Here is a 19,276-nt window from a genome sequence, read left to right as displayed (position 1 = left end):
GCGATCGAAACATCAGCTAAGCGGGCGTCAAGAGGACACCGCCTGCTGCGTTCGCGCTTGCAGGTTTTTTTGTGCCCGCCGCTTCTCACAGGAGACGCCATGACTATTAATTACGACCCCGAGTGGGGCACCGCCACACGCGGTGTACGCGCCGGCACCCATCGCAGCCCCGAAGGCGAGCACAGCAGCGCCATCTATATGACCTCGAGCTTCGTGTTCGATTCGGCCGAGGCCTGTGCGGCGCGCTTTGCCGGCGACGAACCGGGCAACATCTATTCGCGTTTCACCAATCCGACCGTCGATGCCTTCTGTGACCGGCTGGCAGCGATGGAAGGCGGCGAGGCGTGTGTGGCCACCGGTTCCGGCATGGCCGCGATTCTGGCGACCTGTCTGGCCACGCTCGAGGCCGGCGACCATATCGTGGCCGCGCATACGCTGTTCGGTTCCACCATCGGTCTGTTCAACAACTACCTCGGCAAGCTCGGCATCCGGACCAGCTATGTCGCGCCGGATGACGTCGACGCCTGGCAGGCCGCGATCGAGCCGAATACTAAGATGCTGTTCGTGGAAACACCGTCCAATCCGCTGACCGAGATCGTCGATCTCGGCGCACTCGGGGCGCTCGCCGAGGCGCACGGCGCGAAGCTCGTGGTCGATAACTGTTTCTGTACGCCCGCGCTGCAGCGCCCGCTGGAACTGGGCGCGCATATCGTGACGCATTCGGCCACCAAGTATCTCGACGGCCAGGGTCGGGCGCTCGGCGGCGCGGTCGTGGGCGATGCGGATATCGTGGGTGACCAGGTCTTTCGTTTCCTGCGCACCTGCGGGCCGAGCATGAGCCCGTTCAATGCCTGGATCTTCTACAAGGCACTGGAGACGCTGGAAGTGCGGATGCGTGCGCATTGCGACGGCGCGGCCCGGCTCGCGCAATGGCTGGAAACCCAGCCCGGTGTGGCGCATGTCTATTACCCCGGTCTGGCATCGCATCCGCAGCATGAGCTGGCCGTAAAGCAGCAGCCGGGCGGCTTTGGCGGCATCGTGTCGTTCGATGTGAAGGGCGGGCGCGAGGATGCGTTCAAGCTCATCAACGCCACCCGCATGCTGTCGATCACCGCCAATCTTGGTGATACCCGCACCACCATCGTGCATCCGGCCAGTACCACCCATGTCCGCATCTCGGCCGAGGATCGGGCCCGGGCCGGCATCGGCGAGGGTCTGATCCGGATCTCGGTGGGGCTGGAGAATGTGGACGACATCATCGCCGATCTGTGGCGCGCTCTGGCCGCTTGATGACGCCGGCCGACGTGCATGCCGCGCTGATGGCGCGTGACCCGCGGGCGAAATGTCTCGCCACGCGGGCGTTGCACGCGGCCGATTCCAGCGGGTTGTCGGTCGTGTCCGGCGAAGCGGAAGCCGTGCCGGTGCCGGGGCGCCCGGCGCGTCCGGCGTTGGTACATCCGGCCAAACTGGCGCGGCGCGGCCTGGGCTCGGATTATGGCCGCGCCGCGCTCATTCATGCCATCGCCCATATCGAGTTCAACGCGATCAATCTGGGGCTGGACGCGGCCTATCGCTATCGCGGACTGCCGGCTGACTATTACGCCGACTGGTTGTCGATGGCGGCCGACGAGTCACGCCACTTCGAGATGCTGAATGACCGGCTGGCCGATTTCGGCTATGCCTACGGCGATTTCGATGCCCACAACGGACTGTGGGAAATGGCGGTCAAGACCGCGCACGACCCGATGGTGCGCATGGCCCTGGTGCCGCGTGTACTGGAAGCGCGTGGGCTCGATGTCACACCCGGCATGATCGAAAAACTCAAGCGGGTCGGCGACGACAAGACCGTTGCCATCTTCGAGCAGATTCTGGCCGAGGAAGTGCCGCACGTGGAGATCGGCAGCAAGTGGTTTCGCTACTTCGCCGAGCCACGTGGGCTCGATCCGGACGAAACATTTTTCCGACTGCTCGATGAATACATGAACGGCGGCCCGCCCGGGCCGTACAACCTCGCCGCACGGCGCGAGGCGCGTTTTTCCGAGCCGGAACTGGACGAACTGACCGCGCGCGACGCGCGGCGACCGTAATCAGTCGATGAAGCGCCCGGCGTGGTCCAGCCGCCGGCGCGCGACGCCGTTATCGTCCACGACCAATACTTCGGCGCGGTCGTCGCGCCAGTCGGCCAGCACATAGCGTGCAATATGGCCGTCCAGATGATCGGCGGGCCGGTGGGTATGGCCGTGAATGATCCGCTGGGCCCGGTATTCGTCGGCCATGCCCGCCACGGTCGCCGCGTTCACATCCATGATGCGCATCGGCTTGCGGGTTTTCTCCCGAGCCGAACGGCGCCGCGCGCGCCTTGCCACCCTGCGCCGCAGCCACAACGGCAGGGCAAGGCGCCGTTGTCGCCAGCGGGCGTCAGTGTATCGGGCCCGAAATGCCTGGTGGGCGATGTCGTCGCTGCAAAACACATCGCCGTGGGCGAGCAGGGTGGGCACGCCGTGAAGCGTGGCAACCGTGGGGTCATCCAGGATCTGCATGCGGCTGCGTGATGCGAACGCCGGGCCGACGGCGAAATCACGGTTGCCGCGAATGAAGAACACCGGTACGCCGGTGCCGGCGAATTCGGCGAACGCATCCAGCGTTGCCGCGTGCTGCGGAATCGAGCCGTCGTCGCCGATCCAGACATCGAACAGATCGCCCAGCACATACAACGCATCGGCGGCTCGCGCCGGGCCGGCGAGATAGCCGGCGAGCCGGCGCGCAGCCGGCTCGCGATCGTCGATCAGGTGCAGATCGGCGATGAAGTGGGTCGCGGCCACGGCGTGCCGATCAGACGATTTCCGCCGACTCGATGCGAACAGTGTCCCGCGGGACGTCCTGATGGAACGGCCCGGCGCCGCCAGTGGGCACCTTGGCGATGGCGTCGACCACTTCCATGCCCTGGACCACACGGCCGAATACGGCATAGCCGGGCCGTGTACCCATGTCGTTCAGCGCCTCGTTGTCTTCGAGATTGATGAAGAACTGCGAGGTGGCCGAATGCGGGTCCTGGGTGCGGGCCATCGACAGGGTGCCGCGCTCGTTGTCCAGCCCGTTGGCGGATTCGTTCTTGATCGGCGCGCGCGTGGTCTTCTGGTTGAAGTTTTCGTCGAACCCACCGCCCTGGACGACGAAGCCCGGGATCACGCGATGAAAGATCACACCGTCGTAGAAGCCGTCGCGAACATAGGTGAGAAAGTTCTCGGCCGAGATCGGGGCGTTGTGCTCGTCGACATCGATATGAATATCGCCGAGATTGGTCTTGAAGATCACCATGATGAACAGGCTCCGCGCAAAAACCGCTATTGTGCGGCAATGCGCCGGTGTTGCCTACGCCGGCACCGCACCGGTGGCCGGGGCTAGCGCCGCATCAAGCACCTCAAGACCCGCGTCGGGGTGATTGCCCTGTTCGGACAGCACGCGCCGCCAGGCGCGACCGCCGGGCTGGGCATGGAACAATCCGAGCATGTGGCGGGTGACGCTTTTGAGCTGGCCGCCAGCGGCCAGATGGTTGGCGATATAGTCCCGCATGGCCTCGACCACATCCAGGCGTGAGTGCACGGGCGTATCGTCACCGAAAAAGCGTGAATCCACCCCGGCCATCGCATAGGGGTTGCGATAGGCCTCGCGCCCGATCATCACGCCGTCGACATGTGCGAGTTGCGTTTCCGCCGTATCCAGATCGACGATGCCGCCGTTGATCGACATCGGCAGATCCGGAAAATCGGCCGCCAGCCGGTGCACGCGGGCATAGTCGAGTGGCGGCACTTCGCGGTTTTCCCTCGGCGAGAGGCCCGACAACCAGGCCTTGCGCGCATGCACGATCAGCCGGTCCGCGCCGGCCTCGGCCACGCGCGAGGCGAAATCGTGCAGGAATTCATAGCTGTCCTGATGATCGATGCCGATACGGGTCTTGACCGTCACGGGGATGGCGACGCGGGCTTTCATGTCGGCCACGCAATCGGCAATGCGCTCCGGCTCGGCCATCATGCAGGCGCCGAAGGCGCCGTTCTGGACCCGGTCCGACGGGCAGCCGACGTTGATGTCGACTTCGTCGAAGCCGGCGTTCTCGGCCAGCAGCGCGCAGTGCGCCATGGCCGCCGGATCGCTGCCGCCGAGCTGCAGCGCCAGCGGGTGCTCGTCGGCGTGATAATCCAGAAACCGGGCGGTATCGCCGTGGATGAGCGCGGCAGTGGTGACCATCTCGGTATACAGCAGCGCATGGCGCGTGATGCGGCGCATGAAGTAGCGCTGAGCCGGGGTGGTCCAGTCCATCATCGGGGCCACGGACAGGCGGGCGCCCGCGGGATTTCTGCGTGAATATTTGGTCATGCCGCGATTATCGCATCATGGCCGTCCAGACCAAATGGTGCGCTGCGTCGTTTCAGCCCGCACAATAGGCATGCATTCCAAGTCCGCATTTGCATGTATTCGCTGATTCGACCGGCGCTATTCGGCCTCGAGGCCGAGCGCGCGCATGAACTCACGCTGGGTGGATTGTCGCGCTTCCCCTCACTCGCGCATCGCCTGTATGGCGCGCGCGTACCGGCGCTGCCCACGACCCTGATGGGGCTGACCCTGCCCAATCCGGTCGGCCTGGCCGCCGGGCTCGACAAGAACGGCGCGCATGTCGACGGGCTGGCCGGTCTCGGCTTCGGTTTCATCGAGGTCGGCACGGTCACGCCGAAGCCTCAGCCCGGCAATCCGAAACCGCGCCTGTTTCGACTGCCCGAGCAGCGCGCGTTGCTCAATCGCTTCGGTTTCAACAACGCCGGGGCGGCCGCATTGGTGGCGCATCTGACGTCGTCGCGATACGACGGCGTGCTCGGCATCAACATCGGCAAGAACAAGGACACCCCGGCCGACAGGGCGGTCGACGACTATATATCGGCACTGGCCACGGTCTACGATGCGGCCCATTACGTCACCGTCAACGTGTCGTCGCCGAACACGGCGGGCTTGCGCGACTGGCAGGGCGAGGATGCGCTGGATGCGCTGCTGGCGGCGGTCGTGGCCGAGCGCAACCGGCTGGCCGAGGCGCGCGGGCGCTATGTGCCGCTCGCGCTCAAGATCGCCCCGGATCTGGACGAGGCCGGCATCGACGCGATCGTGGCCCGCCTACGTTATCATCGCATCGATGGCGTGATCGCGACCAACACCACGACGGCGCGTGCCGATCTGCCTCTGGCCTGGCGCGAGGCGGCGGGCGGGGTGAGCGGACGGCCCGTTCGAGCGGCCTCTGATCGCGTGATTACCGCGCTGCATGCACGTCTTGCCGAGGATATACCGATTATCGGGGTGGGCGGGATCATGAACGGCGCGGATGCGGCGGCAAAGATTGCGGCGGGGGCCCGTGCGGTGCAGATTTATACTGGGTTGATCTATCGCGGGCCGGCGCTGGTTAACGATTGTGTGACGGCGATTTCGCGAAATGAATGAGCCGGGACGGGGAAAGTGCTGTCATGTTTTCGTCACATAGTCCATGCAAAGTGTGGCTACCCTATTGCGAAGACCTAGGGCGCTTCACCTAAAAATATTAGGAGCACGAGGTTTATGTTCGATAATCATCCTTTCTATAGTCGTTCGGTCAAAGCGATCGCCGGCGCTGCCCTTGTGGCGTCATCGGTTGGCGTGGCTTTCGGCGCCACGACGCTGACCGAAACCGGTTCCAGCCTGTTGTATCCGTTGTTCAACCTGTGGGTTCCCGCCTACACAAGCAACCACAGCGATCTCAAAATCAACACGGCAGCCACGGGCAGCGGCACGGGCATTGCCCAGTCGACCCAGGGCATCGTGCAGATGGGCGCTTCGGATGCCTACCTCAGCAACGCGCAGATGAAAAAGCATCCGGGCATGCTGAACATCCCGGTGGCGATTTCCTCGCAGATGGTCAACTACAACGTGCCGGGCGAGAATGATGCCAATCTCAAGCTGAGCGGTCCGGTGCTGGCCGAGATCTACAGCGGCAAGATCCGCTACTGGGATAACAAGAAGATCGAATCCATGAACCATGGCGCCGATCTCCCGCACAAGCGCATCGTGCCGCTCCATCGCGCCGACGGCAGTGGCGACACCTTCCTGTTCACCCAGTTCCTGACCAAGTCGGCCGGGCATCACTGGAAGGCGGGTTACGGCACGACCGTCAGCTGGCCGAATGTGCAGGGCGCCATCGGCGCGACCGGCAACTCGGGCATGGTGACCGCGCTGGGTAACAATCCGTACTCGATCGCCTACATCGGTGTCAGCTACAAGGATCAGACGGACAAGGCCGGTCTGGGCGAAGCGATGCTGAAGAACAAGGCCGGCAACTTCGTGCAGCCGGACGAGAAGACTGTCCCGGCGGCGGCCGCTCAGATGGTGCCGAAGACGCCGAAGAGCGAGCGCATCAGCCTGATTTTCGCGCCGGGCAAGAAGTCCTATCCGATCATCAACTACGAGTATGTGCTCGTACAGTCGAAGCAGTCGGATGAGCAGACCGCCAAGGAACTGAAGAACTTCCTGACCTGGGCGGTGAGCTCGGATGGCGGCAACAGCATGCAGTACCTCAAGCAGGTTCACTTCATGCCGCTGCCCGCTCCGGCGCGTAAGCTCACGCTGAACCAGATCGACAAGATCCACGGCTAAAGTCCGGGTGCAGCGTTGATGAGCCGGGCTCCGGCGGTGCATGCGCGCCGCCGGGGTGCCGGCTCTTACGCGTTTCCGGCCAGCAGATAAAACCAATATGTCCGAAGTTACTGCGGATTTCGTCTCGACTCGGCGCAATGCGCGCTGGCAAAGCATTCAGCGGGTATTGTTCGCCCTGTTGCTGCGCTTGTTCTCGCTGATCATTCCCGCGCTCCTGGTCGGACTTTTCCTTTTTCTGACGTGGAAGGCGTGGCCTGCGCTCCAGTTCAATGGCCTGGGTTTTCTGGGCAGTAACGACTGGAATCTGGGCAGCCAATACGGCACGCCGACCACGGTCGATGGCCATATGGTCCTGCCGGGCGCGAGCTACGGCATTTTCTTTCTGATTTTTGGCACCCTGGCGAGTTCCGGATTGGCGCTGCTGTTCGCGGTGCCGGTCGGGGTGCTGGCGGCGATGTTCATCGCCGAGATCGTTCCGGCCGGTGTGCGCGATCTGGTCGCGGCCATCGTCGAACTACTGGCCGCGGTGCCCAGTGTGGTGTTCGGGCTGTGGGGGTACGTCGTTGTCATACCATTGGCCTCACATTATGTGTATCCCTATATGGCGGATGTGCTGGGCTTCATCCCGGGTTTCGGCCGCCCGGTCGGGGCCGGCTACGGTCTGTTGACCGCGGGCATCGTGCTCGCGCTGATGGTCGTGCCGATCATCACGGCCAACGTGCGCGAGGCCATTTCCGCGGTGGCCCAGAGCGAAGTCGAGGCCGGCTTTGCGCTGGGTGCGACGCGCTTCGAGGTGTTGCGCAAGGTGGTCATGCCCCAGGTTCGGCGCGCCATCATCGGCGTGACCATTCTCGGCTTGGGGCGTGCGCTGGGCGAAACCATGGCGGTTCTCATGGTCAGTGGTAACGCCTTGGCGGTGCCGACGAATATCTATAACCCGATGTCCACCATGGCGGCTTTCATTGTCTCGCAGCTGGACAGCGCGCTGCAGGACCCGACCGGCATGGCGGTGAACAGTCTTACCGAGATCGGTCTGGTGCTGTTGATCATGGGGGTGATCGTCAACGCGGTCGCGCGCCTGCTGCTCTGGCAGATAAGAGAGTAACCGAACATGAGTGAAACGTTTGCGAATACGGCGTTCGCCCTCGACGCCAAGTCGCGGGTCCGGTACCACCGGCGACGACTGGTGAGCTATATCGGCTGGACCATCTGCGGTGCCAGTTTCCTGATTCTGGCCGCGGCGCTGGTTGATATTCTGGCGGAAGTCACGGTGGGCGGGTTTTCCGCGCTCAATCTCAAGCTGTTCACCGAACCCACACAGGGCGTGTCCGGCGGTCTTCTGAACGCGATCGAAGGCACGGCGCTGCTCACGGTCGGCTCGGTGGCCATCGCGGGCCCGCTGGGCATCGGTGTCGGCGTGTATTGCTCGGAAAAACGCCATCATCTGTTTTCGCGGGTGGTGCGCTTCATGGGGGATGTGCTGGTCGGCGTGCCGTCAATCGTGCTCGGCCTGTTCGGCTATATCACCATGGTCGTGGCCCTGGGCTGGCATTTCTCCGTGCTCGCCGGTGCGATCACGCTGGCGATCATGATTATTCCGTATATTGCCCGCACCACCGAGTTGGCACTGGTCGCGTTGCCGGGCAGTCTGCGCGAGTCCGCGTACTCGCTGGGCGCCTCGGAGGCCAGCGTCATTCTGCGCGTGTTGATGCCGAGTTGCGCGGGCCGCATTCTGACCGGTCTGTTGCTGGCCATGGCCCTGTCCATGGGCGAGACAGCGCCGCTGATCTACACCGTGGGCTGGTCCAATTACACGTGGAGCGGCCAACTGACCCAGGAGCCGGTGGGCTACCTGACCTACGTCATCTGGTCGTTCATCAACGAACCGTTCGAGTCGGCCCACAAGCTGGCCTTCGCCGCGGCCCTGCTGATCACCTTCTTCGCCCTCACCATCACGTTAAGCTCGCGCCTGCTGCTGCGTTATATCGAAAAGGGGCGTTAACCGTCTGATGGGCGCCTCCCAGGGGGGCCGCGCGTTTCATGCGAGGGCGCCGCGTTGCGCCGTCGATGGACGGCCATTCGGGTGGCGGGCTACTATGCTTGCCTGTGGCAACGCGGGTTCGCGCCGGTATTTCGCGTGTTTTCGTGCCCGGCAGGGCACGGGGAGGGATCGCGTGAGGCAGGACGGTAAATGGCCGCAATGCCGCGGCGACGCGCCGGAATATGGCAATGAATTGGGGTGACAGGACACTGGGTGGCGATGTCATGGGGCGCGAGGCGCAAGGCCGGATTCTGAAATGGCTGTCGTTTGTCAATTGGGTCGTGCTCACGCTGGCGGTGCTGGCCACCCTGACCGGCGCGGTGATCAGTATGCTGACCTGGCCGTTTCCACAGGTCTCCGATAACGGCGGCGGTCTGGCCGACATATGGCTTGCCACCGAACTGGGGGCGGGCGTGGCGCTGTTTGCAACCATCGCGACCTGGCTGACCGACAAGCGGCACCCGACGTTCTGGATCGCGGAACTGGCGCTCGCGGTCGCTGTGCTCATTGCACTCTATTACGGCATTTCTAGCCGCTGACATGGAACCCTTGCGCGAAGTGTCGCCGATGCGTTGGCAACCGCGGCGTTTCAAGTCCGCGGGCATCGTGCTGGCCATCGGCCTGTTCTGGCTGGTGGCCGCCTGGCCGACGAACTGGGGGGTTGCGGCGCTGGGTACCGTGCCCGGTGTGGTGCTTATCGCCACCGGGGCGGGGCAACTGCTCTGGGCGGGGGATCGCCAGCTGTGCTGCCATATGGCGCTGGCGGGCCCGCTGAGTTCGCTCCTGGCGCTGATCCTGATCTACTGGCTCGGCTTGTGGCCCGGTGTGGGGTTGATTATCGGCGGCGCGGCGGTGTTCATGGTGGCCGGGTGGGCGCTGCGCATCCAGCACCCGGTACCCGCGGGTGTGGCGCCACCGCCGACGCAACCGAGACTGCTGGCCAAGATGGCCTGTGATGCGGCCGTGCTCGGTTTTTTCATCAACTGCGCGCGCGTGCCGCGCGGGGCCGCGGTGGATAACGACATCGCCGAGTTGAATGCGATCGGCGAGATCGCGGTCGAGCGCGACTGGCAGAACTTCCCGGCGCGTTTGCACGGGGCCGCGGCCCCGTTCGAGTCGCCGCGCATCGAACCGATGCGAACCTTCGGCGTGGACTACGAATGGCTCACCGCGCCTTCGCGCTACACCCCCGATCCCGCATTGCCGGGCGGTGCGCGTTGGCGCGGCCACAAGAACAACCGAACGATGGCCGCGCGCATTCTGCGCCACGGCGAAGGTCGCGGGCGGCCCTGGTTGCTGTGCGTGCACGGCTATCGCATGGGCGTCGCCGGGCTCGATTTTCAGTTGTTCGACGTGGCCCGGCTGCACGCGCATCTCGGTCTGAACCTGGTCATGCCGATCCTGCCGCTGCATGGCGTCCGTCGCGCCACGCCGCTCACGGGCGGGCTGTTCCTGGACGGGCCGTTCGCGGATCTGCTGCACGGCCAGGCGCAGTCGCTGTGCGATCTGCGCAGTTGCGTCGCCTGGATTCGCGAGATCGACCCCGACGCGCGCATCGGTGTGCTGGGCTACAGCCTCGGCGGCTACCACGCGGCGCTGCTGGCTGCGCACGAACCGGCGCTGGCCTGTGTGATCGCCGGCATCCCGATGACCGACATCCCGGCGACCCTCTGGCAGCATTTGCCGACCGCGCACGCGCATTACCTGGAAGCGCGCGGGCTGAGCGCGGCCGCGGTGGGCGAGCGGCTGGCGGCCGTGTCGCCGCTCGCGGCCGAGCCGTGCGCGCCACGCGAGCGACGCTATATCTTCGCCGCGACGGCCGACCAGTTGATTGCCCCGGAACAGCCGCTCGCGCTCTGGCGACACTGGGGCGAACCGGCGCTCCAGTGGTATCACGGGTCGCATCTGTCGGTGCGCCACGAACCCGATGTCCGATCGTTTATCGATCGGGCACTGGCCGAGTCGGGCATGCGCGGCTGAGCCGTGGCGTGGTTGTTGCCGTTCGGAAGCCGGCCGGGCGGGCGCGCCCACGGATCGGCCTCGACCGAGGGCCCGCGGTACGTGCGATGCGCGTTTTTGTGCCGCCGCCGGTTGTGGACGTCGCGCCCGAGGGCCAGAATTGCCTATCGCCGAACCATCGAGATCAGGAGCAGCGGTGAGCAATGTCGTTCTGACGGCCTCGGGGCTGTATACGCCGCCCGAGGCGATTTCCAACGATGAACTCGTGGCGTCTTTCAACGCCTACGTGGATATCCATAACGCCGCGCACGCCGACGATATCGCCGCGGGCCGGGTGGCGCCGCTGTCGCATTCCAACAGTGCGTTCATCACCAAGGCCTCGGGCATCCAGAGCCGCTACGTGGTGGACAAGGCCGGCATCCTCGATCCTGAAGTCATGCATCCGCGTATCCGCACGCGCGGCAACGACGAGCCCTCGCTGCAGTGCGAGATGGCGTTGGCGGCGATCGCGCCCTGTCTCGAGGCCGCCGGTCGCCGCGCCGAGGATATCGACGTGATTCTGGTGGCCTGTTCCAACCTGCCGCGGCCCTACCCGGCGCTGGCGGTGGAAGTGCAGGAGTTTCTCGGCGGCGGGCGTTACGGTTTCGATCTGAACGTGGCCTGCGCCTCCGCGGCGTTCGGTATCCAGACCGCGGCCGACATGATCAAGTCGGGCAGCGCGCGGCGCGTGCTGATGGTCAATCCGGAAATCTGTTCCGCGCACCTGAATTTCCGCGACCGCGACAGCCATTTCATCTTCGGCGATGTGTGCACCGCCGCGCTGCTGGAGCACGCCGACGACGCCCCGCAGGGCACCGGTTTCGATGTGCTCGGTACGCGCCTGGCCACGCACTTTTCCAACAACATCCGCAACAACTTCGGTTTCCTCAATCGCAGCGAGATCGAACCGAGATCCGAGGCCGATCGGCTGTTCGTGCAGAACGGACGTCGCGTGTTCAAGGAAGTGGGGCCGATGGTGGCCGAGATGATCGTCGACCATGTGGCCGAATACGATCGGGCGGCGAGCGATCTCAAGCGGTTGTGGCTGCACCAGGCCAACATCAACATGAACACACTGATCGCCAAGCGCGTGTTCGGCCGCGCGCCCGAGGACGGCGAAATGCCGTCGGTGCTGGCGGAATACGGCAATACCAGCTCGGCCTCGCCGGTGATCGTGTTCCATAAATTCTCCAACGATCTCGCGCCCGGCGATGTCGGCGTCCTGTGCGGCTTCGGTGCGGGGTATTCGGCCGGCAGCGTCGTACTCCGTCGGCGCTGAAGCCATGCTCTTTCTTTCCAGGGACTCCCGATGACCGGCACGCCACAGCGCAAGTATCGCAGCGACTATCAAGCGCCGATCTATCTGATCGACCGCGTCGAACTCGATTTCGACATTGGCGACGGCGCGACCCGGGTGACCGCGCGCTACGCGGTGCGTCGCAATCCGCAGCGCATCGGCGATGGCGGGCGCTGGTGGCTCGATGGCCGCGATCTGCGTTTGCTGAGCATCGCGGTTGACGGCGCGCCCGTGGCGGATGACGCGCTGGAAATCGCCGACAGCGGCTTGTGGCTCGACGATCTGCCGGATCGTTTCGCCCTGACGGTGGTCACCGAAATCGATCCCGACAGCAATCTCTCGCTGGAGGGGCTGTACCGTTCCGGCTCGATTCTGTGCACGCAGTGCGAGGCGACCGGGTTTTCGCGCATCACGTACTTTCCGGATCGTCCGGACGTGATGTCGCGCTATACCACGCGGGTGGAAGCCGATGCCGCGCGCTATCCGGTGCTGTTGTCGAATGGCAATTGCATCGAATCCGGCGCGGCGGGCGAGGGCCGGCATTACGCCGTCTACGAGGACCCGTTCGCCAAGCCCTGTTATCTGTTCGCGCTGGTGGCCGGCGACCTGGGTGTGATCCAGGATACCTTCACCACGGCCTCCGGCCGCGACGTCGCGCTGGCGCTCTACACCGAGCACGGCAACGAGGGCCAGTGTCATCACGCCATGGCGTCGCTGAAGGACGCCATGGCCTGGGACGAAGCGACCTATGGCCTGGAATACGATCTCGACACCTTCGTGATCGTGGCCGTCGGCAGCTTCAACATGGGCGCGATGGAGAACAAAGGCCTCAACATCTTCAACACGGCCTGTATCTTCGCCCACCCCGATACCGCCACCGACGGTGACTTCGCCCGCGTGCGCGACGTCGTCGCCCATGAATATTTCCACAACTACACCGGTAACCGCGTGACCTGTCGCGACTGGTTCCAGCTCTCGCTCAAGGAAGGGCTCACGGTGTATCGCGAGCACCAGTTCGCCATCGACCACGGTTCGCCCGGGGTGACCCGCATCGAGCAGGTGCGCATGCTCCGCGACGTCCAGTTTCCCGAGGATGCCGGACCGCGCGCCCATCCGGTGCGGCCGGAATCGTACGTCGAGATGAACAACTTCTACACCATTACGGTGTATGAAAAGGGCGCCGAACTCATCCGCATGATGGCGCAGATGGCCGGGCGCGAGGCATTCACCCGGGCGGTGCGGCATTATCTGGACAAGCACGATGGCCAGGCCGTGACCATCGAGGATTTCGTGCTCGCGATCGAGGAGTCAACCGGACTGGACCTGACGCAATTCCGTCATTGGTACGCATTCGCCGGCACCCCGCGCCTGCGCGTGACGTCACGTTTCTCCGATGGCCGGCTCGAGCTCGATCTGGCACAGGCCACGCCGGCGACGCCCGGCCAGCAAGACAAGCCGAACTTCGACATACCCGTTGCCGTGGCCCTGTTCGATGATGCTGGCCATCCACTGCGTGCCCCCGAGATCGTCCGGCTGAGCGAGCAGCGCGGCACGTTCGTATTCCACGAGGTGCCCTCGGCGCCGACGATTTCGGTATTGCGCGGCCTGACGGCACCGGTGCGGCTGACATTCGATCAGCCCGAAGCCGCGCTGGTTCGGCTGATGGCGCACGACTCGGATCCCGTGTCGCGCTGGGACGCCGCCCAGAGCCTGTACATGGCCACGGCCACCGCAGCGGTCAGTGCCTATCAGAACGCGCAACCCATGCCGGTGCTTGGCGCGGGCATGAGTACGGCCATCGCGGCCCTGCTGGCCGATCCACCGGATGACCGTGCGTTGCTGGCCGAAATGCTGAGCCTGCCGAGCACGACCCAGATCGGCGAGGCGTTCGATGCGATCGACGTCGCGGCGGTCGAGGCCGCGCGCCGGCACGTCAAGCACGAGATCGCGACGCGGTTTCGGACCGAGCTCGGCCAGCTCGCCGATGCGCACGCGCCGCGCCCCGGTTATGTGTTCGACCCGCAGTCGGCCGGCCGCCGGCGGGTTTTCGCCACTGCTCTGGACTATCTGTCCTGCCTGGATACGCCGGCGCTGCGCGATCGCGCGCATCGGGTATACGATGCCGCCGACAACATGACCGATCGCATGGCCGCATTGAACGCCCTGCAGGAGCTGCCCGGTGCCGACCGCGATGCGGTGCGCGCGGACTTTGCGCAGCGTTTTGCCGATGAGCCGCTGGTCATGGACAAGTGGCTGCGGCTGCAGGCGGCCACGCCCGACGGCGATACCGTGGCGCGGGTGCGGGATATGCTGGGCGATGCCCGCTTCGATTTCAGCAACCCCAATCGGGTGCGCGCGCTGGTCGGCGGTTTCGTGCGCGGCAACCCGCTGGGTTTTCATCGGGCGGACTGCGCCGGTTACGCACTCGTGGCCGACGAAATCCTGCGCCTGGACCGGTTCAACCCGCAACTGGCGGCGGCATTGGCCGGCCTGCTGGCGCCGTGGCGGCGCTATACCGAGCCCTACGCCGCGGGCATGCGCGATGCCCTGGCGCGCGTCGGCGCGGCCGAGCTGTCGGACAACACACGCGAGATCGTGGACGCGGGGCTTGCAGCCGACGCGGCCTGAGCGAGTTGTCTCGCGGCGGCGTTGGGTGTGTCATACAGATGTCACATGACGTTCATAACATCGCCACAAGTTCAGATGCGATACCGCTGCCATGTCACGCAAGCACATACTCGTTGTCGAAGACGAAGCCCCGATTCGCGACATGATCCGGTTCGCGCTCGAGCGCTCGGATTTCTCGGTGGCCGAGGCACCGGATGCCCAGGCCGCGAGGCTGGCCGTGGCCGAGCGCCGGCCGGATCTGGTGTTGCTCGACTGGATGCTGCCGGGGGTATCCGGAATGGAGCTCGCACGTGAGTGGCGGCGTGACGAGCTTACCCAAAACCTGCCGATCATCCTCGTGACCGCGCGCGTGGATGAAAACGACCGCGTGCGCGGGCTCAATCTCGGCGCCGACGATTACGTGACCAAGCCGTTTTCTTCGTCGGAGCTGGTGGCCCGGGTGCGTGCCGTGTTGCGTCGCAGCCTGCCGGGCGGCGAGGACGAGACGCTGGAGCTGGACGGTCTGACCCTCGATGCCGCCAGCCAGCGCGTATCGGTGGGTGACGCCTCGGTGCGGCTGGGCCCCACCGAATATCGCCTGCTGCGTTTCTTCATGAGCAACCCCGAGCGGGTGTATACCCGGGAACAGATGCTGGATCGCGTCTGGGGGCAGAATGTTTATGTCGAGGAGCGCACGGTCGATGTGCATATCCGCCGGTTGCGCAAGGCGCTGGCGCCGCACGGGTTCGACGGTTTCATCCAGACCGTGCGCGGCAGCGGCTACCGTTTTTCGAGTCGTTCGGTGTAGCCGGCCGGCATGGATCCCTCGGCCAATGAAGTACGCCGTATCTGGTGCATGGTCGGCCTGCGGTTCGCCGCCTGGCTGACGGCCGCGGCGCTGGTCGGGCTGGCGTTCGATCGGGTCACCCTGGCCCTGCTGATCGCGCTTGCGATCTACACCTCGGGGCATCTGATATTCGCCTATCAGCTGCACCGCTGGCTGGCGCAACCCCGAGTGGAGCCCCGCGAGGGGGTGGGCGTGTGGCAGGAAATCTATACCGAGTTGTATCGCCTCAAGCAGCGCAACCGGCGGCGCAAGAAGCGGCTCAAGAGCATCGTCGGCGAGTTCCAGGCATCGACCGCCGCGCTGCCCGATGGTGCCGTGGTCATCGACGGGCGCGGACGTATCGTGTGGTTCAACAATGCGGCCGCGGCGTTGCTGGCCTTGCGCGCCGGCCAGGATAACGGCCAGCGTATCGTCAACCTGATGCGGCACCCGCGTTTCGCCGAATTCCTGGCGCGCGCCGACCATATCGGTGAGCCGCTGGAAGTGCCGTCCCCGGCCAACGATACCGACACACTCTCGCTGCGCATCGTGCCCTATGGCAACGGCCAGCGCCTGCTCATCGCGCGCGATGTCAGCGAGCAGAAACGGCTCGAATCGACGCGGCGCGACTTCGTCGCCAATGCCTCGCACGAGTTGCGCACGCCGCTGACCGTGCTGCGCGGTTATCTGGAAATGATGACCGAGGACGCGGCCGACGCAGGGGCGCTTGCGGCCTGGCGCACCCCGATTCGTGAAATGGATGCCCAGTCCGCGCGTATGGGACGCATCATCGACAGCCTCCTGCGCCTGGCGCGACTGGAAAGTGAGGGCCTGGCGCAGGCCCAGGAGACGGTCGACATGCCGGCCATGATCGCCCGTATCGTGGCCGACTTCCGCAAGTCCGACGAAGGCCGCCACCAGATCGATACGGATATCCAGGCCGGACTGTCGCTGTTCGGCCGTCCGTCCGAGATCGAGAGCGTGATCTCGAACCTGGTGGCCAACGCATTGCGCTACACACCCGTAGGCGGGCACGTCACCGTGCAGTGGCGCAATGGTCGCGGGGCAGCACAGCTGGCCGTCAGCGACAACGGGCCCGGCATCGCGCCGGAACATCTGCCGCGGCTCACCGAACGCTTCTACCGGATCGATTCCGGTCGCAGTTCTTCGGATGGCGGGACCGGCCTCGGGCTGGCCATCGTCAAGCACAGCCTCGAACATCACGAGGCCGAGCTGCATATCGACAGCGAGCTCGGGCAGGGCACCACGTTCCGTTGCCTGTTCCCGCATCAGCGGCTGGTCGGCGCCGACGCAGCATAGCGATTCGGTGTAATCGTTCGTTCCGTGCCGCCGAACCGGTGCCCGCTACGCTGAAATCCGCGCTGGCCCTGTCATCGAACCCCTTGAAATGCCTGCGTCTTGTCTCGCGGGGCTGGGCCATGCGCCCCGAGAATCGTAATTTTCACTTCTTGCAATAAAACGGTCATAAGCGGGGTGTTTAATTGGCGCATCGTCCAGCTCGGGTCGAGTTGCGATTGCACCTGCGCAACCAGGTGTGGTGCAAGGGCACGCGCCCGGCCGGGGTAGCGATGCAGTCGGGAACCGACTGTGCCAGTAGGGCAAAGACGCCCGGATCAATCTGCTTCGAGGGAGAAACTTTATGTCGATTAAGGCCCAATACGCTGGTTTGGCAACCGGCCTCGTTTCCATGGCCACGGTGTTCGGCGTCGCGCCCGCCGCGCATGCGCTGGATTTCAAGATCTCCGGCCAGGTCAATCGGGCCGTTATCGCCGCCGACAATGGCAAGTCCACGGACGCCGGTCTGGTGGACAACGGTTCCTCGCCGACGCGTTTCGCGTTCAAGGGCACCCAGGACGTCAACCCGAACCTCAAGGTCGGTTTCGATTACGAGCTCGGTGTATTCGTCAATAAGTCCGGTACTTACGACGTCAACAAGAGCGCGACCGGCACCTCGACCGATAACCGTCAGGCCAATGTCTTCTTCGAGGGCAGCTTCGGTAAGCTGACCTTCGGCAAGACCGACGGCGCCGCCAACAGCACGTCCAAGGTTGACCTGTCGGGTCTGACCGATCTGGGTGGTGGTTCGGTCGTGGGCGACTACTTCGGCGGCCTGAGCTTCGTCAACGGTGCCGGCCAAGCGGGTCCCACACTTAAAAACGGCTACAGTAACTTCGACGCGCTGTCACGTGTGAACACGGTGCGCTACGACACGCCGAGCTTCAATGGCGCGACGCTTTCGGTGAGTTATGATCAGGGCCAGGCTTACGAAATCGCGCCGCGTTACGAGCACAAGTTTGCCGACGGTGTGAAAGTTGCGGGTGCCGTCGACTATGTCGATAGTGGCAACCGGAACAAGGGTATTAACCAGGCTGGCTATGTCAGCCGCAATGAGTATTTCCATGAGTTCGGCGGATCGGCTTCGGTGCTGTTGCCCTCGGGGCTGAACTTCTTTGCCCAGTACAAGCGCCGCAATTATCACGATACGACGTATAGCTTTGGCGGCGGCCAAATCGATCATGCCCAGTCCTACTCGGGCGGCATCGGCTATATCCGCGGCAAGAACCATATCCAGGCGTTCTTCGGCCAGACCGATGATCTGGAGAGCAAAAACAGCCGCGTGCGCAACTACGGCGTGGCTTATCGCTATGATCTGCTCAAGTCGGTTAACATGTACGCCTCGTACCATCACCTGACCGGCGACAATCTGGTCGGCAGCAACGGCAATTCGTTCAACGCCAAGAACATGAACGTCGTGTTCGCTGGCGTGCGTGTGAAGTTCTTCTAGGAAATCAATGCAATCTACCTACGCCATTACGGGCCTGGTGATGCTGTTGGGGTTGGCCGGATGTGCATCCGGCTTTCCCCATGGCAAGCAGGTCGACTACGACAACCTGCCCGGTGAAAACGATTCGGCCAAGGGGCCGGGTCTGCTCAGCGGGGACCATTACGACGCCTCGGACGGTGGCGGTACGCTGCTGTATTCGGACAAGAACCCGCAAAAGTCGGTGTTCGGATCGGTACGCAGCCAGCGCTCGAACAGCGACCAGGGTCAGTCGGCCTCGAATGCATCGGGCGGTTCGCCGAGCGCCTCCGGCGCCGGCGCCAACGGCAGCTTCTCCGATTTCAAGCAATTCCAGGAATACGAGCATTTCAAGAATCTCCCTGCGAATTCGCCGGAAAAACAGCGTTTCCAGACCTTCCAGCAATGGAAGGAGTACAAGCGCTGGGAGCGGCAACAGAAGCAGCAGTAGGAATAATGTCCTGCTGCTGACGCCGTGTTCCTGTTTTGGCGTCTGAACGATAACCCCGGCTCGTCCGGGGTTTTTTTTGGCGTGGCGCCCGGCGGGGCTGGGGCGCGGGCCGCGTGAAGCGCCGCGATTGCTTGTGTTTTCCGGCTGTTCGTCGCCGTTGTCACGAGCCCGTCATATCCGATGCGCATAATTTCCCCGGTCGCGTTCTCCCCGCGACCGGGGTCGCGGCTGCCGAGTCCAGCGCTCGAGCCGATCCCGCAAGGTGGGTCATGGCCGGTTCTGTCCCTGCCGGTCGCATTGTCTGATGCGATGCAACCCACATCCACAGATGGCTCCCATTCTTTAGCCCGGCTTGTCCGGGCTATTTTTTTGTGTTGTCGCATACGGACGGGCTTCGGCATCAATGGTTTCGTGCCGGACGATAGCGTCGTCGATAAACGCGGATCACCGCCAGGTCGTTCGCCGTGGGAGGCGGGGATTGTGTGCCAACGGATTCGTGCGGCGGATGCGCCGGCCGGCGCCCGTCGCGAAAGACGTTATCGTTGCCGGTCGGGTTCAGCGGGGCGCCT

General features: G+C 64.4%; 17 protein-coding genes. 14 read left to right on the top strand and 3 right to left on the bottom strand.

The window, feature by feature from the left end:
* Positions 1 to 99: 99 nt before the first annotated feature.
* A complete protein-coding gene (locus ACS8Y6_RS10895; RefSeq protein ID WP_440855554.1) occupies positions 100 to 1,290 on the top strand; it encodes an O-succinylhomoserine sulfhydrylase in 1,191 nt (396 codons plus the stop codon).
* Positions 1,290 to 2,087 carry a ferritin-like domain-containing protein gene (locus ACS8Y6_RS10890; RefSeq protein WP_440848405.1) on the top strand — a complete coding sequence of 266 codons (798 nt, stop codon included), beginning with the start codon at positions 1,290 to 1,292 and terminating at the stop codon, positions 2,085 to 2,087. Before ACS8Y6_RS10895 ends, ACS8Y6_RS10890 begins: the two co-directional genes overlap by 1 nt.
* Here ACS8Y6_RS10890 and ACS8Y6_RS10885 read toward each other — a convergent pair whose 3' ends face one another.
* From ACS8Y6_RS10885 to dusA, 3 genes are read right to left on the bottom strand one after another with little or no spacing between them, the layout of a single operon-like run.
* Positions 2,088 to 2,822, bottom strand: coding sequence for a UDP-2,3-diacylglucosamine diphosphatase (locus ACS8Y6_RS10885; RefSeq protein ID WP_440855553.1), 735 nt, complete (start codon positions 2,820 to 2,822; stop codon positions 2,088 to 2,090).
* Positions 2,823 to 2,832: 10 nt separating this feature from the next.
* Entirely contained in the window at positions 2,833 to 3,318 is a 486-nt protein-coding gene (locus ACS8Y6_RS10880) for a peptidylprolyl isomerase (RefSeq protein WP_440855552.1), read from the bottom strand.
* A 54-nt stretch (positions 3,319 to 3,372) separates the two neighbouring features.
* Complete coding sequence (gene dusA, locus ACS8Y6_RS10875) at positions 3,373 to 4,374, bottom strand: tRNA dihydrouridine(20/20a) synthase DusA (RefSeq protein ID WP_440855551.1); 1,002 nt, start codon at positions 4,372 to 4,374, stop codon at positions 3,373 to 3,375.
* 93 nt (positions 4,375 to 4,467) lie between these two features.
* Here dusA and ACS8Y6_RS10870 point away from each other — a divergent pair, with 93 nt between their 5' ends.
* From ACS8Y6_RS10870 to ACS8Y6_RS10815, 12 genes are all read left to right on the top strand, one after another.
* A complete protein-coding gene (locus tag ACS8Y6_RS10870; protein ID WP_440848409.1) occupies positions 4,468 to 5,481 on the top strand; it encodes a quinone-dependent dihydroorotate dehydrogenase in 1,014 nt (337 codons plus the stop codon).
* 114 nt (positions 5,482 to 5,595) lie between these two features.
* Entirely contained in the window at positions 5,596 to 6,666 is a 1,071-nt protein-coding gene (gene pstS / locus ACS8Y6_RS10865; RefSeq protein ID WP_440848410.1) for a phosphate ABC transporter substrate-binding protein PstS, read from the top strand.
* 97 nt (positions 6,667 to 6,763) lie between these two features.
* Entirely contained in the window at positions 6,764 to 7,771 is a 1,008-nt protein-coding gene (gene pstC / locus ACS8Y6_RS10860) for a phosphate ABC transporter permease subunit PstC (RefSeq protein WP_440848411.1), read from the top strand.
* A 6-nt stretch (positions 7,772 to 7,777) separates the two neighbouring features.
* Complete coding sequence (pstA, locus tag ACS8Y6_RS10855) at positions 7,778 to 8,668, top strand: phosphate ABC transporter permease PstA (RefSeq protein ID WP_440848412.1); 891 nt, start codon at positions 7,778 to 7,780, stop codon at positions 8,666 to 8,668.
* Positions 8,669 to 8,895: 227 nt separating this feature from the next.
* Positions 8,896 to 9,246 (top strand): hypothetical protein, encoded by a 351-nt coding sequence (locus ACS8Y6_RS10850; RefSeq protein WP_440848413.1) that lies wholly within the window; start codon positions 8,896 to 8,898, stop codon positions 9,244 to 9,246.
* 1 nt (position 9,247) lies between these two features.
* Entirely contained in the window at positions 9,248 to 10,687 is a 1,440-nt protein-coding gene (locus ACS8Y6_RS10845; protein ID WP_440855550.1) for an alpha/beta hydrolase family protein, read from the top strand.
* A 175-nt stretch (positions 10,688 to 10,862) separates the two neighbouring features.
* Positions 10,863 to 11,984 carry a beta-ketoacyl-ACP synthase III gene (locus ACS8Y6_RS10840; RefSeq protein WP_440848415.1) on the top strand — a complete coding sequence of 374 codons (1,122 nt, stop codon included), beginning with the start codon at positions 10,863 to 10,865 and terminating at the stop codon, positions 11,982 to 11,984.
* Between the two features lie 30 nt (positions 11,985 to 12,014).
* Complete coding sequence (pepN, locus tag ACS8Y6_RS10835) at positions 12,015 to 14,630, top strand: aminopeptidase N (RefSeq protein WP_440848416.1); 2,616 nt, start codon at positions 12,015 to 12,017, stop codon at positions 14,628 to 14,630.
* A gap of 91 nt (positions 14,631 to 14,721) precedes the next feature.
* Positions 14,722 to 15,417 carry a phosphate regulon transcriptional regulator PhoB gene (phoB, locus tag ACS8Y6_RS10830; RefSeq protein WP_440848417.1) on the top strand — a complete coding sequence of 232 codons (696 nt, stop codon included), beginning with the start codon at positions 14,722 to 14,724 and terminating at the stop codon, positions 15,415 to 15,417.
* A 9-nt stretch (positions 15,418 to 15,426) separates the two neighbouring features.
* A complete protein-coding gene (phoR, locus tag ACS8Y6_RS10825) occupies positions 15,427 to 16,755 on the top strand; it encodes a phosphate regulon sensor histidine kinase PhoR (protein ID WP_440848418.1) in 1,329 nt (442 codons plus the stop codon).
* 340 nt (positions 16,756 to 17,095) lie between these two features.
* Entirely contained in the window at positions 17,096 to 18,241 is a 1,146-nt protein-coding gene (locus ACS8Y6_RS10820) for a porin (RefSeq protein WP_440848419.1), read from the top strand.
* Between the two features lie 7 nt (positions 18,242 to 18,248).
* Positions 18,249 to 18,707 carry a hypothetical protein gene (locus ACS8Y6_RS10815; protein WP_440848420.1) on the top strand — a complete coding sequence of 153 codons (459 nt, stop codon included), beginning with the start codon at positions 18,249 to 18,251 and terminating at the stop codon, positions 18,705 to 18,707.
* The last annotated feature ends 569 nt before the right edge of the window (positions 18,708 to 19,276 follow it).

The sequence above is a fragment of the Salinisphaera sp. RV14 genome (assembly GCF_052044135.1).
Taxonomy (GTDB): domain Bacteria; phylum Pseudomonadota; class Gammaproteobacteria; order Nevskiales; family Salinisphaeraceae; genus Salinisphaera.
This window is presented reverse-complemented; position numbering and strand designations above follow the sequence as displayed.

Coding starts and splice junctions, on each gene's coding strand:
- ACS8Y6_RS10895 (WP_440855554.1), top strand. CDS start 100: ATGACTATTAATTACGACCCCGAGTGGGGCACCGCCACACGCGGTGTA.
- ACS8Y6_RS10890 (WP_440848405.1), top strand. CDS start 1,290: ATGACGCCGGCCGACGTGCATGCCGCGCTGATGGCGCGTGACCCGCGG.
- ACS8Y6_RS10880 (WP_440855552.1), bottom strand. CDS start 3,318: ATGGTGATCTTCAAGACCAATCTCGGCGATATTCATATCGATGTCGAC.
- dusA (WP_440855551.1), bottom strand. CDS start 4,374: ATGACCAAATATTCACGCAGAAATCCCGCGGGCGCCCGCCTGTCCGTG.
- ACS8Y6_RS10870 (WP_440848409.1), top strand. CDS start 4,468: ATGTATTCGCTGATTCGACCGGCGCTATTCGGCCTCGAGGCCGAGCGC.
- pstS (WP_440848410.1), top strand. CDS start 5,596: ATGTTCGATAATCATCCTTTCTATAGTCGTTCGGTCAAAGCGATCGCC.
- pstC (WP_440848411.1), top strand. CDS start 6,764: ATGTCCGAAGTTACTGCGGATTTCGTCTCGACTCGGCGCAATGCGCGC.
- pstA (WP_440848412.1), top strand. CDS start 7,778: ATGAGTGAAACGTTTGCGAATACGGCGTTCGCCCTCGACGCCAAGTCG.
- ACS8Y6_RS10850 (WP_440848413.1), top strand. CDS start 8,896: ATGAATTGGGGTGACAGGACACTGGGTGGCGATGTCATGGGGCGCGAG.
- ACS8Y6_RS10845 (WP_440855550.1), top strand. CDS start 9,248: ATGGAACCCTTGCGCGAAGTGTCGCCGATGCGTTGGCAACCGCGGCGT.
- pepN (WP_440848416.1), top strand. CDS start 12,015: ATGACCGGCACGCCACAGCGCAAGTATCGCAGCGACTATCAAGCGCCG.
- phoB (WP_440848417.1), top strand. CDS start 14,722: ATGTCACGCAAGCACATACTCGTTGTCGAAGACGAAGCCCCGATTCGC.
- phoR (WP_440848418.1), top strand. CDS start 15,427: ATGGATCCCTCGGCCAATGAAGTACGCCGTATCTGGTGCATGGTCGGC.
- ACS8Y6_RS10820 (WP_440848419.1), top strand. CDS start 17,096: ATGTCGATTAAGGCCCAATACGCTGGTTTGGCAACCGGCCTCGTTTCC.
- ACS8Y6_RS10815 (WP_440848420.1), top strand. CDS start 18,249: ATGCAATCTACCTACGCCATTACGGGCCTGGTGATGCTGTTGGGGTTG.